Below are 14,108 nucleotides of genomic sequence, written 5' to 3'. Positions count from 1 at the left end.
TTGCCTGCACCCGCAACGCGCGTGCGTTGCGCATCGGCGTGACGGCGGCCCGACAGAAGGCCGCCGCCGCTCATCACATGGACTGGAGACACCATGAACCTGCTGAACCCCGCCAACCCGGCCTACGATGCCGGCGAAACCGTTCCGCGCCGCCGCTGGCTGCGCGTGATTCCGCCGCTGCTGCTCGCCTGCATCATTTCGTACATGGATCGCGTGAACATCGCGTTCGCGATGCCCGGCGGGATGAACGCCGATCTCGGCATGGACGCGACCATGGCCGGCCTCGCCGGCGGCATCTTCTTCTTCGGCTACCTGTTCCTGCAGATTCCGGCCGGCCGGCGCGCCGCGCTCGGCAGCGGCAAGAGATTCATCGCGTGGTCGCTCGTGAGCTGGGCGCTGCTGTCGGTGCTGACCGGGCTCGTCACCCATACGTGGCAACTTTTGACGCTGCGCTTCCTGCTCGGCGTGGCCGAAGGCGGAATGCTGCCCGTCGTGCTGACCATGGTCAGCCACTGGTTTCCCGACCGCGAACGCGGGCGCGCCAACGCGATGGTCATCATGTTCGTGCCGCTCGCCGGGATGATCACCGCGCCGCTGTCCGGCTTCATCCTCGCCGCGTACGACTGGCGTCACCTGTTCTTCATCGCGGGCGCACTGTCGGTGCTGTGCCTGGTCGCGTGGATGATGTTCGCCGACGACAGCCCGGAGACCGCACGCTGGGTGTCGCCGCGCGAAAAAGCGTACATCCTCGACGCGCTGCGCGAGGAACAGGCGCGCAAGCAGGCCGCCGGCACGCCGGCCGCCGCGTCGTTCGGCGCGATGCTGCGCAACCCGACGATCTGGCTGCTGATCGCGATCAACTTCTGCTATCAGGTCGGCATCTACGGCTATACGATGTGGTTGCCGACGCTGCTCAAGAACCTCACGCACGGCGGGATGGGGAAAGTCGGCCTGCTCGCGATGCTGCCGTATGTCGCGATGATGATCGGGATGTTCGGCACGTCGTATTTGTCTGACCGAACCGGCAAGCGCCGCCTGTTCGTGCTGCTGCCGCTGGTCGGCTTCGCCGCGTGCCTCGCGCTGTCGGTGCTCACCCACGCGTCGATGCTCGTGTCGTTCGCGTTCCTGATCGGTTGCGGCTTCTTCCTGCAGGCGGCGGCCGGCGTGTTCTGGGCGATTCCGCCGAAGCTGTGCAGCGTCGAGACGGCCGGCAGCGCACGCGGCCTGATCAACGCGCTCGGCAATCTCGGCGGCTTCTGCGGCCCGTATGCGGTCGGCGTGCTGACCCAGCACGTGAGCGCCGCGGCCGGCGTGTACAGCCTCGCGGTCACGCTCGCGGTGGCCGGCCTGCTCGCGCTGACGCTGCCCGGGCGCTGCGAAGACTGATACGCCTGATACGTGCGCGCCGGGATGCCGGCACGCGCACGAAACAACGGAGACTCACCATGAACGACATCCTGCTGCTGGTGCAGAAATGCGCCCATACCTTCAGCTTCTACGACCTCGAAACGAAAGCCGCGCTCAAGCATGTCGTGCTGCCGAACTTCCCGCACGAATTCACCGTCGACGTGAACAACCGCTACGCATACGTCGGCATCTTCGGGATCGAGACCGCGTGGTCGCGCGGCCATGAAGGCGATCACCGGATTGCCGAGATCGATCTCGTCGAGCGCACGCACACGCGCATGCTCGACCTGTGGCCGTACTACCGGCCGCACGGGATGGCGAGCGACCGCGACGGCCGGCTATACGCGATGAGCGAGGCGCACGACATGCTGCTCGTGTTCGACGAGCCGACCCGGCAGCCGGTGCCGAACATGGCCGTGCCGTCCGGCGGCGTGAAGACCCACCTCGTGACGCTCACGCGCGATGCGCGCCGCGCCTACGGCGTGCACCTGCTGTCGAACACCGTCACGCAGTTTCATCCGCGCGACGCGACCGTCGCGCCGCGCGCGGTGATGCCCGGCCCGCGCCCCGAAGGCAATGCGCTGTCGAGCGACGAGCGCACGCTGTTCGTCGCGAATCGCGGCGACGACACGCTCGTCGAGATCGACACCGACACGATGACCTGCGGCCGCCGCGTGAAGACGCGCAGCGATCCGAACCGCATCTACCGCACCACCGCGCCGGACGGCCGCGATCTGCTGCTGCTGACCAATTCCGGCGAACGGTCGATTTCGGTGTTCGACGCGCGGCAGCTCGAGGAGATCGAACGCGTCGCGCTGCCCGCGAATCCGACCGCGCTGTCGTTCCATCCGTCGCGGCGCGTCGCGTACGTGTCGTTCCAGGACGACTACGTGCGCGAGCTCGATCTCGATGCGTGGCGCTTCGTCGGCGCGCTGCCGACGCTGCGCGAACCGGATGCGTCGTATGTGCTCGCAGGCACGCGCTGAGCCACGCGGCGACGCACCGCCGTCGCCGAATGCGCGGCCGGCCAGGCTCGTCGACGCGCATCACCACCTGTGGCAGCTCGGCACGGGAGCACGCTATCCGTGGCTGCAGGCGCAATACGATCCGGCGCGCTTCATGTTCGGCGACTACGCGGCGCTGTGCCGCGATTTCGGCGTGGCCGATTTGCGGCATGCGGCACAGGGCGCGCCGATCGTCGCGAGCGTGCACGTCGAGGCCGAACGCGCGCACGACGAAGCGCTCGCGGAAACGCGCTGGCTGCATGAGGTCGCGGCCGCGCACGGGCTGCCGTCGGCGGTCGTCGCGTGGGTCGACCTGCTCGCCGGCGACGCGGACGAGCGGCTCGCCGAACAGGCCGCGTGGCCGCGCGTGCGCGGCGTGCGCTTCAAGCCGCGCACCGCTTCGGCGCCGGATGCCGACGTCGACGGGCCGGGCACGCTGCGCGATCCGCGCTGGCCGGCCGCGCTCGAACGGCTTGCCGCGCACGGCCTGAGCTGGGATCTGCGCGTGCCGTTCTGGCATCTCGGCGAAGCAGCCGCGCTGCTGGGTGAAGCGCCAGGTGTCGACGTGGTGCTCGAACATGCCGGGTTGCCGTGGGATCGGTCGGACGCCGGGCTCGCGCGCTGGCGCAGCGGGATGGAAGCGCTCGCGGCATCGCCGCGCGTGAGCGTGAAGATCTCCGAGCTCGGATTGCGCGATGCCGTGTGGAGCGACGCGGACAACGCGCGGATCATCCGCGACACGATCGCGATCTTCGGCTGGGAGCGCTGCCTGTTCGCGAGCAATTTTCCGGTGGCGGGGTTGCGCGTGTCGTATCCGGCGCTGCTGCGCACGTTCGCACGCGCGATGGCCGGCCTCGACGACGTCGCGCGCGCCGCGATCTGGCACGGCAACGCGATGCGCGTGTACCGGATTGCGTGACCGGGCTTGACCCGGCCCTTGGGGTCGCCTTTATGCTGGGTGCAACGAATCGACGGCAGACAGGGGTGACGAATGGGCACGTCCACGCTTCGCTTGAGCGCGTCGGCCGCCGCCGCGCGGCTCGGCGTATCGGTCAAGGCGCTGCGGCTCTACGAGCGGCACGGTCTGGTCGCGCCGCAGCGGACGCCGGCGGGATACCGCATGTACGGCCCCGACGACCTCGCGCGCGCAGCCGACATCGTCGCGCTGCGTGCGCTCGGCCTGAGCGTCGCGCAAGTCGCGAGCGTGCTCGACGGCGACGCGCGCAGTCTCGATGAAGCGCTCGCCGCTCACGAAGCGGCGCTCGACCACGGCATTCAGGATCTCGTCGGCAAGCTCGACCGCGTGCGCGCGATCCGCGCCGGCCTGGCACGCGGCCGGATGCCTGACGGCGGCGAACTGACGCGGCTGCTCGACGACGGCGGCGCCGGTATCGCGTTCAGCCTGCCGTGGCCGTGGGGCGGCGAGTGGTTCGAGTTTCGCGGGATCCGGCCGTTGAACTACATCATCGGCTCGCTGGGAAGCGGCAAGACCCGGCTGGCGATGCGGCTCGCCGACGCGCTGCCCGGCGCGGTGTTCGCGGGACTCGATCGATTGGACCACGCCGCGGCAGCGGCATCGGGCGCGCTGCGTGCCGATCCGGTATTGAAGGCGCGCGTCGAACGCGCATCGGCGTCGCTCGCCGCCGCCGGCGCGACGCAATCGCCGGCGCTGACCGCGCTGCTGGCGTGCCTCGAAGCGGATGGCCCGAGCGCACTGGTCGTCGACATGATCGAACAGGATCTCGACCGGCCGACCCAGCACGCGTTGATCGCGTGGCTGCGTGCGCGCGCCGCGACCGACGTGCGGCCGCTGTTCCTGATGACACGTTCGTCGGCGATCCTCGACCTGTCGGCGGTCGGGCCCGATGAAGCCATCATCCTGTGTCCGGCGAATCACGCGCCGCCTTCCCGCGTGGCGCCTTACCCGGGCGCACCCGGTTACGAAGCCGTGGCGACGTGCCTCGCGTCGCCGGAGATTCGCGAGCGGATCGCGCGGAGGCCGGACGCGGCGTGATTCGCCGCACGGCCTGCCTCGCATACCGGACAAATCCCAAGCAATTCGGCGCTTACCGGACATCGTCGACGCACGTGACGCAGCCGCCCTGGCCCGATGGCCAAAAGCGCGCGCCGCCGGCTGACCCCGCCTAATATGAAAGGCACCCGAAAGAAATCATTTCCGGTATCGTCCACGTCTCCAGTTCATGTTTCGCATGACCACACGCAATGAAAACCGTACCGGCCGGGCCGATATCGCCCCCTTCGACGACATGAGCCAGTTTCGCGTCACTTACGACGGTCCCGCACTCGAATCTTCCGAAATGGATGTGCGCGAACTCGCGCCCGCACTGCTTGCGATCGGCGCATTGCTCGAAGCTTCGGCCCGTGCGTTGTGCGGCGATCAGGTTCGACCGCAGGTGAACGTGCGCGGCAGCTTCAAGACCGGCAGCTTCGGCATCGACTTCACGCTCGCGACCTCGCTTCTCGGCCGCATGCGCGACATCCTGAGCGGCAACGAGAGCACGGCGCTTGCCAACGCGGTCACGATCCTGACCGCGCTCGGCATCGCCGCGCCCAAAGCGAGGAAGGGTCTCTTCGCCGTCCTCAAGTGGTTGCGCGGGCGCCCGATCCGGCAAGTACGAATGCAGGAGCACACCGCGTTGCTGTACGTGGACGACGAGCAACTCGAAATCGATCTGTCCGTCCTCACCCTGCTTCGGGACGTCGGCGTCCGACAGGCAACCGAGCAAGTGCTTGCCCCGCTCGCACGCGAAGGCATCGTGATGTTCGCCACCGGCACCGACACCGAGGTGTTCGAGACGGTCACCCGCGACGAGATCGCATGGTTTCACGCGCCCGGACAAGCCGACGCGCTCATTCTCGACGAACATCGAAAGATGGCGTTCTCGATCGTGTCGCTCGCATTCAAGGACGACAACACATGGCGGCTGTACGACGGCGCGTCGACGATTCACGCGGCGATCACGGATGCCGGCTTCCTGTCGCGCGTGAACAACAGCCAGATCAGTTTCACCAAGGGTGACGTGCTCGTCTGCAATGTCCGTATGCAGCAGTGGCAAACATCGGACGGAGCGAAAACCGAATACGAAGTCACGGATGTCCTCGAACATCGCCCGGCCGGGCGGCAGATTCCGTTGCCGGGCCTTTGACCGGCTTCGCGAATACTGCAATCATCGACGTCGAAGCTCGCCCCCCGAGCGCATCCACGTCGATCATGAAACCGGCGATCCGCCTTCGTCTCGCGTCCCCGTCCGACCTGCCCTTTCTGCTGACGCTGCGCCGGCTCACGATGACCGAACACCTGCAACGCGTCGGTGCACCCACCGACGACGAAGCGCACCACCGGCGCATCGCGGCGAACTTCGAAGACGCGATGATCGTCTGCGAAGGCACGCGCGCCAATGCGAACCCGATCGGCTTGCTGAAAGTGACGCGCGCCGCCGATGAATGGCACGTTCACCAGATCCAGATTCATCCGTCGCGGCAAGGGCACGGCATCGGCGAAGCCGTGCTGCGCGAACTGCTGACCGAAGCCGCACGCGAGCATGTACCCGTTTCGCTCAGCGTGCTGCATGGCAACCCGGCACGGCGGCTCTACGAGCGGCTCGGGTTCCGGTTCGCGTCGGAGACGGCAACCGGCACGAACCTGCTCTGGTACGCGTGAGGATCGCCCTGTCGCCCTTGATCTTCTTCGGTATCGGCGAGGCCGTCGCGCTGCGCCCGTCACGCCGGCTGGCGCGCTGCCGTGACGCGTGCATGACTTGCAGCCGGTCGGAATTCCCGTTCCGTGCACCGCTGTTCTCTCATACAATTCCCGTGAGGGTCGATACGCTGTCTCGCCCCTCTTCGCGGCCCGGCGCCGGCGCGACGACAACATTCAAACAACAGAGAACCGGGATCCGCCCTGCGCAACGCATGGACTCGCGGCCCGGAAAGAGAGACCACGGGACATGACACAAGCGCGCACAAGAACGACTGATTCGGCCACGCAATGGCGTACTTTCGGCGACGATATCCCGAAAGAGGAACTCGACGACGACAAGCTCGACGTCGCGCCGCTCGCCCGGAAAGTCGCCGGTTTCATCCGCAATCTCGACCACCCGCACAACGGCTACGTCCTCGGCTTGCATGGACCGTGGGGAAGCGGCAAATCCACGTTCCTCAACTTCGTCGTCAAGTGCCTCGGGACCACGACCGACGGGTCGACATCGGACGAAGACAAGATCCGGATCGTCGAATTCAAGCCGTGGATAGTCGCCGGTCACCAGGATCTGCTGGCCGCGTTCATCAAGGTGCTGTCGGAGTCGGCGTTTCCCCAAACGAAAGCGAAGAAGTTCTTTCGCTTCATGGCCCGGTCCGCCGACGGAAAAACCGGTGAAGTCATCGACGCCATCGCCAAGGTCGCGGTCGCGCTCGACAGCACGCTGGCCGGCGGCATGCTGACGAACGCGACGAAACTCGCCAAGGCGCCGGCCGCCAAGCTGCTCGAGAAGTATCTCGAGGAGCCGTCCCTGCAGGCCGCACACAAGACGCTGAAAGAGAAGCTCAAGGACAGCGGAATCCGCATCTTCGTGACCATCGACGACATCGACCGGCTGACACAGGAGGAAATGGTCACGATCATGCAGATGGTCAAGACCGTTGGACAGCTTCCGAACGTGGTCTACCTGCTGGCCTACGACCGGGCCAAGCTTCACGCCGCACTCGACACGCTCGATGTGGGGGACGGCGCCGGCTACGCAGAAAAAATACTCCAGCACGAGATCGAGTTGCCGGTGCCATCGCGGACCGTGCTGGTTCGCATCGTAGAGGACGATCTGAAACGGATCATCGGCAAGCGCGCCGGCGACTGGCGCTACCGGACGCTCATGTCCCGAGGCGTGACGCGATGGGTCAGGAAGCCTCGTGATGTCCATCGCCTGTCGAACGCGATCAGGTTTTCGTGGACCATCCTCCAGGACGAGCTCGATCCGGACGACTTGCTGGCCATGGAAGGATTGCGGCTATTCGAGCCCGATGTCTTCGAATGGATCCGCGACAACCACGATTTCATTTTCCGGGAAGGAAGCTTCAGGCTGGCCACCGACAGCGCCCGGAAAAAGCACGTCGATATGTTCATCAGTACGCTTCCACGCGGGACGAGCGCCGATACGACGTCGATACTGTCCATACTGTTCGGCAGCGACTTCTCTCACGCCCGAAGCCACGAAGACCCGGCATTCCGTCTCCACGACGCGAGCCGGCGGAGAATTTCCACGAAGCACAACTTCGACGCGTACTTCGCGCTGCAGCCTTCCCGGCCGTTCGTCGCGGAAACAGCCATCGATGACCTGCTGCGGCCCGACCAGGATGTCGACACCGTAGCCGGGTTGCTGTCCGACCTCATTTTCTCGGATAACCCGCATCGCGGCGCGATCACGATCGATCTGTTCGAGCAGTTGACGCTTCGGCTGGCAAAGAAGGAAATTCAGTCCGTCATCGCCGCGCCCCTTCTGGAAGCCATCTTCGCCATCGGCGAACGGTTTCTGCGCAAATTTTCCGCCCCTGATGCGGTATCCGTTTCGCCCCGCACCCGGCTCCTGGAACTCGTTGCCCAATTGCTGGAGACACTTCGAATGAACGAGTCCTACGCCAGATACGTGGTGCGTAGCATTTTCAAAAAGCGCATTTCGGCAATTTTCGCCGCCGACGTGTATGCGGAATGTTGCCTGCCGCCCGAAGGCTCGACTTCAGAAACCGGCACCAATGACAGGATTCCGGACGATATTGCCGAATACGTACAGCGGCGCCTGAAGGAACTGCTCGAACACGCCAGGGACGAGAAGCGGCTCGAGCGCGCCCCATATTTCAGAAATATCCTGACGGCATGGCGAGCGATCGAACGGAACAACTCGCGCTCGAACGCGCCCAATACCTGGCTGATCGGAGCGATCCGCGAATGTCTCAAGGCGATGGTTACGATCGCCCGGGAATTCGTTGTCGTCGGTGATCACGACGGCAAGATCGTCCATACATTTGCGGGCCATTCCTACCCGAAAGTCTATGAGAATCTCCTCACCGACATAAGCGACGCGGCCACGCATCACATGGAGAAGGACACGTGCCCGCAACGCGTGCGCGACCTGCTTTCGACGCTCGTGGACGGACTGGAAGCACTGCCGAACGTTCAGGCCATGCGAGCGATCGACCAGCGATTCGCGAACCTCCGGCCGGACAGTGACAATGTTCCGGAAGTACCCGAAGCCCGATGACGTCGTTCGCCGTCGCACGCCGGGACGCCCCTGCCCGGCGATGAGCGGGCGCGATCCTTTGCACCGATCCACTAGAATCGTCCGCCGTTCCCCTCCCCGTTCATGTCCGGACACCCGACACCGTGAAGTCCTCGATCCTCGCACTTCTGCTCACCGTCCCGTTTCTCTCCGCCGGGGCCCGCGCCGCCACGCCGACCCTGCTCGAACCCGGCATCTACCGGCTCGATCCGGACGGTTACCTCGCGATGCCGAAAGCGAAACCGGCAAGCTACGGCGAGATCGACGACGACTCGTTCGAACACGCGCTGCCGCCAGCCGCTCGGATCAGCTACGCGGTGGTCGCCCGCGATCCGGGTCGCACGCAGAATCGCGTGCTGTTCCTCGTCGACGGCGGGTATCACTACGACGTCAACAGCCCGAACAAGCTCTGCCCCGCGTACGCGTTTCCCGATTGGAACGAATACTCCGACGTGCAGCCGTTCTGCCGCACCAACATCTCCGGCGACGACGCCGCATTCAACTGGTCGACCAATGCGTTCACGGTCAGTTGGGGCAGCGACCGGAAGTACCTGCGCACCGACTACGACGACAAGGGCGAATCGCATCCCCGTTACGCGATCAAGCACCATGGCGACCGCTTCGTGCTCGCGACGCCGCGCGCGTATCAGAGCGTGCAGTACCTGACGAAAGACGTGCCGTTCTTCCCGGGCGCGCACCGAAGCGCATCGTCCGGCATGCTTCCCGCAGGCAGCTACGTGGTCGTCGTCGCATCCGGCCCGGAATGGGAAGAAGTCGAGCGCTTCGCCCAGGACGGCACGCCCACGCACGGCTGGATCGATCGTGACGATCTCGAAGACGTCAAATGGGTCGGTCAGCAGGCGACCACGAAGCAGTTCCGCTTCCGCGTCGCCTTCACGGCGGGAGCGAGCGACAACGATCCCGCGACGGCAGTCGCCATCGAGGTGCTCGATCGCGCAACCGGTAAACGCGTGCAGGTCATCCGCGATTTCTACGCGGACCCATGGGGCGAGAGCGACACGAGCCTCACACTGGTCGACGCCAATTTCGACGGCCATCCGGACCTGATGATCGGCGGCAGCTCCGGCGGCGCAGGGCCCAACAGCACCGACAACTTCTTCCTGTTCGACCCGAAATCCCGGCGCTTCGTGTTCGACCAGGCGCTGTCCGACCTGCCGCAGATCGGCTTCGATGCGCGCAGGAAGCAGGTTACCTCCGCTCACCGCAACAGCTGCTGCAGCCACTCGTCGGAAACGTGGCGCTATGAAGGCGGCCATCTCGTCGAAATCGCGAACTGGGACGAAAGCCTGTCTGCTGACGGCGCGTGGCTCGTGACGACCATCGGACATCTGCGCAACGGCAAGATGCGCTATCGCGTCACGCGCAAGCGGGCCGAACTGAACTGACCTGACGCGTCGTACGGACGAGGCGTACATTGCGGCAGGCCGCCTCTCCGGCCGCCTGCCATTCGAAGACACGCCGCCCGCCGCTTACGGCGTCCACCGATAAACGGTGATGCTGTTCCCCTTCACGTTGTTCTTCGTCACCACGTACTCACCGTTCGAGCGGCGATACGCGCGCACGCTGTACATCGCATCGATCGCGCTGCTGGTATCCACCGTCGCGGGGCTCGCGTTGACGAGCGTCGTGTCGAGCGTGCCGGTGTCGAGGTTGAATGCATCGATGTTCGGCCACAGCGGCCCGCTGCTGCTGAACCAGTAGCCGACGAACAGGTGATTGCCGGCCGCGTCGATCGACTTCGCGCCGCTGTGCGGCAGCGTGATCACCGGGTTCGGCTTCGTCGTGTTGCCCGCGAGCCAGCCGTGATACACCTCGATGCGCGTGCCGATCGACGTCCAGTCGGTACTCCCGACGACGCCCTGCGCGAGCACCATCGTGTCGCTGTCGGCGAGATAGACGATGCGCGTCAGCGGCTGGATGCTGGCCGGCACCGGCGTCGGCACGCCCGGCCCCCATGACGGCTTGCCGCTCGCGTCGAAGCCCGCGAGCGGGTAGTGATAGATCGCGCCGGTCTTGTCGAGCCCGGCCCATACGCCGCCCTTGCTGTCGAGGCTGAAGCCGGCCGACACGCGCCGCGTCGTGTTGAACGCGGGCCCCGGGATCGAGCCGTCCGGAATCGCGACGTTGCCATTGGCCGCGTTGAAGTGGAAGAAGGCGTAGACCGGCGGATTCTGGCCCGCCGCGACGAGAATCCGGTTCGCGCCGACCGACGTCAGCAGCCCGAAGTGCTCGTCGCGCTGCGTATCGTTCATGTCGATGCGCGGGTCCGACGGATACGCGAACGGATCGACGGTGTTCGCGACGAACGTGCCGCCCGCGGTACCGCCATACACGTGCGTGGCGCTGTAGAACAGCGCACCGTCCGTCACCGGATCGGGCGCGGCGATCCCTTCGAAGTTCAGCGACTGCAGCGTCCACCGCAGGCTGCCCGCGCTGCTGTACGCATGAAGGTCGGTCGCGCCGTTGCGGCCGAGATCCCAGCTGCCGCCCCACGGGTTGTTGAGTACGTACAGGTTGCCGGCGGTGTCCTTGCCGATGCCGGCGACCCGCGTGAAGCGCTTCGCGCCCACCTGCCCCTTGATGCCCGTCGTCGTGTCGAGATAGCCGCCGCGCACGCCGAACGTGTCGACCAGCGCGGGCCGGCCCGACACGGCATAGCGCTTGATGTTCATGTCGGGGCCTTCGTCGCCGACCAGCAACTGGCCCGTCGCCGCATCGAAACAGAGCGCCGAAGGCTGCGCCCCGGCTGCCATCCGGATCGTGTTCAGCGGCGCACCGGTCGCGCTGAATTCGACGATCGAACCCGCGCCCTTCTGCGCGACCCACACGTTGCCCGCGCCGTCCACCGCGAGCGCGCCCGGCGCGCTCACGCCGATGTCGCGCTGCCAGACGCCGTCGGTCGTGAACACCCGCACGCGATTGCCGTAGAAATCGCTCGCATAGAGCAGCGAGCCGGCCGTCGCGAGCCCGGTGACGACGTCGATGCGTGGTTGATTCGTCGCCGCGGTGATCTGAATGAGCTTGTCGCGAAACCGCGTCGCGCGGTTGTAGCGCCCGACCGCGCCGCTGCCGTACCCGCTGCCGGGCTGCAGCGCGACGAACAGCGACGTCGCATTGCCCGTGATCGCGCTGCCCTGGAATTCGGAATGCGTGCCGATCGAGCCGATGCTCTTGCCGTTCTGGTAGATCGCGACGCCGCCTTCATCCTCGTCCCACATCGACGACGTGTAGATCACGCCTTCGGGCGCGACCCACATCGAGCGCGCGACGTTGCCGACGTGCGCCGCGAGCGTGCCGTACGTGTTCGCGATCCAGTCGGTGGTGTTGCGCGCGTATCCGGCCGGCGCAATCGCAGCGATCGCGGCGGCGAGCAGCACGGCCCGAATCGGTTGTCTGGCGACCATGGCTGATGCTCTCCTGAATGGTGGAATCATTCACATGAGGGACGGCCGGATGGTTTGAAATCGGCAATGCGTCAATACTTCCGCTAAATCATCCGGCGCGGTCGGTATTACATCGGGCGTGCATCCGATCATCGGCACCGCCGAGAATAGCGTTATATAAATGAAAAAAAATTGCAGGCCCGGCCGGCCGACGGCGCACGCGACTGCGCGAAAGTGAATGGTCACTTACGCGCGCGGCTTGCTGGATATCGGAAAAGTCCAGCTTGCGCCGACCGGCATATCACCGCGGTTTTCGAATGCGGCGTATTGGCGTATTGAAATGGCGGAGGGAGTTTTCGGCGAATCGGGAAAATCGCCGGATGCGGGGTAGAGAAATGACCGATGGCGAATATCGTACCGGCCTGAATCCAGGTCGAATCCAGGCCGGCGAACTTCACGACAACGGGAAAATCACGCGGACGCCGCGGTTTCCCGCACTGCTACCTGCTCGATCTCGCCGCCGCCGTCCGACTCCGAATCCGCGTCGTCGCGCGGATCGCCGAGCTGCCCTTCCCACTTCGCGACCACGGCGGCCGCGATCGAGTTGCCGACCGCGTTGGTGGCCGAGCGGCCCATGTCGAGGAACATGTCGACGCCCATGATGAGCAGCAGCCCGGCTTCCGGCAGATGGAACTGGCTGAGCGTCGCCGCGATCACGACGAGCGAGGCGCGCGGCACGCCCGCCATCCCCTTCGACGTGACCATCAGCATCAGCAGCATCGTGATCTGCGTGCCGAGCGGCAGGTCGATCCCGTACACCTGCGAGATGAACAGCACCGCGAACGTGCAGTACATCATCGAGCCGTCGAGGTTGAACGAATACCCGATCGGCAGCACGAAGCTCGAGATCCTGCGGTTCACGCCGAAGCGGTCGAGCGCGTCGAGCAGCTTCGGATACGCGGCTTCCGAGCTCGCCGTCGCGAACGACAGCAGGAACGGCTCGCGGATCAGGCGGATCAGCGAGAACGCGCGCTTGCCGAGGAACGCCACGCCGGCGAGCGTCAGCACGCCCCACAGCAGCGCCAGCGCCAGGTAGAAGCTCGCCATGAACTTCGCGAACGTGAGCAGGATGCCGAGCCCTTCAGTCGTGATCGTCGACGCCAGCGCGGCAAACACCGCGACCGGCGCGAACCACATCACCGCGCCCGTCACTTTCAGCATGACCTGCGCGAGATCGTCGATCACGCCGGTCAGGCGCTTGCCGGCGTCGCCGAGCGCGGACAGCGCGGTGCCGAAGAAGATCGAGAACACGACGATCTGCAGGATCTCGTTGTTCGCCATCGCCTCGGCAATCGATTTCGGCACCAGGTGGACGACGAAGTCCTTCAGCGTGAACGCGCCCGTCTTCAGGCCCAGCGCCGCATCGGAGGCCGGCAGCGGCAGGCTCAGGTGGCTGCCGGGCTGGAGGATCGTCGCGGTCACGAGGCCGAGCACCAGCGACGTGAACGACGCGATGAAGAACCAGCCGAACGCCTTCACGCCCACGCGGCCGACCGACCCGCCGTCGCCCATCTGCGCGATGCCGACCGTGAGCGTCGCGAACACCAGCGGCGCGATGATCATCTTGATCAGGCGCAGGAACACGTCGGACAGCAGCGACACGTAGCCGGCGACTTCCCTGGCCATCTTCGGGTCGGGAAACGCGCTATGACAGGCGTAGCCCACGGCGATACCCAGCGCCATCGCGATGACGATGTACCGGGTGATGTTGTGCTTCTTCTTCATTAGCAATCCAAATTACAGAACATGTGTTTCCAACGGCTGGCAGATCGTCGGCGTGGAATCGGGGACGGAGAGCCGCGGGTGCGGCGCATGCCCGTTTCGGGTGCCGGAGCCCGTCCGTGGACACCGCCACGGCGAACAGGGGGGGCATTCTATCGCAAACGCCGGACATTCTTTCAATTTTGAAAGCATGGAGGTGGTGCGGGCCAGGGTTCGGGGATCGT

At 65.7% G+C, this 14,108-nt stretch carries 10 protein-coding genes; 8 read left to right on the top strand and 2 right to left on the bottom strand.

Going from position 1 to position 14,108, the window contains the following annotated elements; all coding sequences use genetic code 11:
- Positions 1 to 93: 93 nt before the first annotated feature.
- The 8 genes from DCN14_RS00555 (at position 94) to DCN14_RS00520 (ending at position 10,104) form a co-directional block, all read left to right on the top strand.
- Positions 94 to 1,386, top strand: a complete 1,293-nt coding sequence (locus DCN14_RS00555; protein ID WP_096500920.1) for an MFS transporter — start codon at positions 94 to 96, stop codon at positions 1,384 to 1,386.
- Positions 1,387 to 1,445: 59 nt separating this feature from the next.
- Positions 1,446 to 2,393, top strand: coding sequence for a hypothetical protein (locus DCN14_RS00550; protein WP_096500922.1), 948 nt, complete (start codon positions 1,446 to 1,448; stop codon positions 2,391 to 2,393).
- Positions 2,371 to 3,330: an amidohydrolase family protein gene (locus tag DCN14_RS00545; RefSeq protein WP_096500924.1), complete on the top strand. Its 960-nt coding sequence runs from the start codon at positions 2,371 to 2,373 to the stop codon at positions 3,328 to 3,330. Before DCN14_RS00550 ends, DCN14_RS00545 begins: the two co-directional genes overlap by 23 nt.
- A gap of 72 nt (positions 3,331 to 3,402) precedes the next feature.
- A complete protein-coding gene (locus tag DCN14_RS00540; RefSeq protein WP_096500926.1) occupies positions 3,403 to 4,425 on the top strand; it encodes a MerR family transcriptional regulator in 1,023 nt (340 codons plus the stop codon).
- Between the two features lie 196 nt (positions 4,426 to 4,621).
- Positions 4,622 to 5,578 (top strand): hypothetical protein, encoded by a 957-nt coding sequence (locus DCN14_RS00535; RefSeq protein ID WP_096501058.1) that lies wholly within the window; start codon positions 4,622 to 4,624, stop codon positions 5,576 to 5,578.
- A 65-nt stretch (positions 5,579 to 5,643) separates the two neighbouring features.
- On the top strand, positions 5,644 to 6,093 hold the full coding sequence (locus DCN14_RS00530) for a GNAT family N-acetyltransferase (protein ID WP_096501060.1): 450 nt from the start codon (positions 5,644 to 5,646) through the stop codon (positions 6,091 to 6,093).
- A gap of 286 nt (positions 6,094 to 6,379) precedes the next feature.
- Positions 6,380 to 8,680 carry a P-loop NTPase fold protein gene (locus DCN14_RS00525; protein WP_096500928.1) on the top strand — a complete coding sequence of 767 codons (2,301 nt, stop codon included), beginning with the start codon at positions 6,380 to 6,382 and terminating at the stop codon, positions 8,678 to 8,680.
- 122 nt (positions 8,681 to 8,802) lie between these two features.
- A complete protein-coding gene (locus tag DCN14_RS00520) occupies positions 8,803 to 10,104 on the top strand; it encodes a hypothetical protein (RefSeq protein ID WP_096500930.1) in 1,302 nt (433 codons plus the stop codon).
- A gap of 84 nt (positions 10,105 to 10,188) precedes the next feature.
- On the opposite strand, the gene DCN14_RS00515 is transcribed toward DCN14_RS00520, so the two are convergent.
- Both DCN14_RS00515 and DCN14_RS00510 read right to left on the bottom strand, forming a co-directional pair.
- The gene (locus DCN14_RS00515; protein ID WP_096500932.1) at positions 10,189 to 12,123 is read right to left on the bottom strand and encodes an SMP-30/gluconolactonase/LRE family protein; all 1,935 of its coding nucleotides are present in this window, start codon (positions 12,121 to 12,123) and stop codon (positions 10,189 to 10,191) included.
- A 450-nt stretch (positions 12,124 to 12,573) separates the two neighbouring features.
- On the bottom strand, positions 12,574 to 13,887 hold the full coding sequence (locus tag DCN14_RS00510; RefSeq protein ID WP_096500934.1) for a dicarboxylate/amino acid:cation symporter: 1,314 nt from the start codon (positions 13,885 to 13,887) through the stop codon (positions 12,574 to 12,576).
- Between the last annotated feature and the right edge of the window lie 221 nt (positions 13,888 to 14,108).

It is taken from the genome of Burkholderia sp. IDO3, assembly GCF_003366075.1.
Classification (GTDB): domain Bacteria; phylum Pseudomonadota; class Gammaproteobacteria; order Burkholderiales; family Burkholderiaceae; genus Burkholderia; species Burkholderia anthina.
The sequence above is the reverse complement of the archived record's forward strand: the minus strand, read 5'-3'. Positions and strand labels throughout refer to the sequence as shown.

What these genes read in the sequence shown, in the direction of transcription:
- DCN14_RS00555 (WP_096500920.1), top strand. Translation starts at nt 94, where the DNA reads ATGAACCTGCTGAACCCCGCCAACCCGGCCTACGATGCCGGCGAAACC.
- DCN14_RS00550 (WP_096500922.1), top strand. Translation starts at nt 1,446, where the DNA reads ATGAACGACATCCTGCTGCTGGTGCAGAAATGCGCCCATACCTTCAGC.
- DCN14_RS00545 (WP_096500924.1), top strand. Translation starts at nt 2,371, where the DNA reads ATGTGCTCGCAGGCACGCGCTGAGCCACGCGGCGACGCACCGCCGTCG.
- DCN14_RS00540 (WP_096500926.1), top strand. Translation starts at nt 3,403, where the DNA reads ATGGGCACGTCCACGCTTCGCTTGAGCGCGTCGGCCGCCGCCGCGCGG.
- DCN14_RS00535 (WP_096501058.1), top strand. Translation starts at nt 4,622, where the DNA reads ATGACCACACGCAATGAAAACCGTACCGGCCGGGCCGATATCGCCCCC.
- DCN14_RS00530 (WP_096501060.1), top strand. Translation starts at nt 5,644, where the DNA reads ATGAAACCGGCGATCCGCCTTCGTCTCGCGTCCCCGTCCGACCTGCCC.
- DCN14_RS00525 (WP_096500928.1), top strand. Translation starts at nt 6,380, where the DNA reads ATGACACAAGCGCGCACAAGAACGACTGATTCGGCCACGCAATGGCGT.
- DCN14_RS00515 (WP_096500932.1), bottom strand. Translation starts at nt 12,123, where the DNA reads ATGGTCGCCAGACAACCGATTCGGGCCGTGCTGCTCGCCGCCGCGATC.
- DCN14_RS00510 (WP_096500934.1), bottom strand. Translation starts at nt 13,887, where the DNA reads ATGAAGAAGAAGCACAACATCACCCGGTACATCGTCATCGCGATGGCG.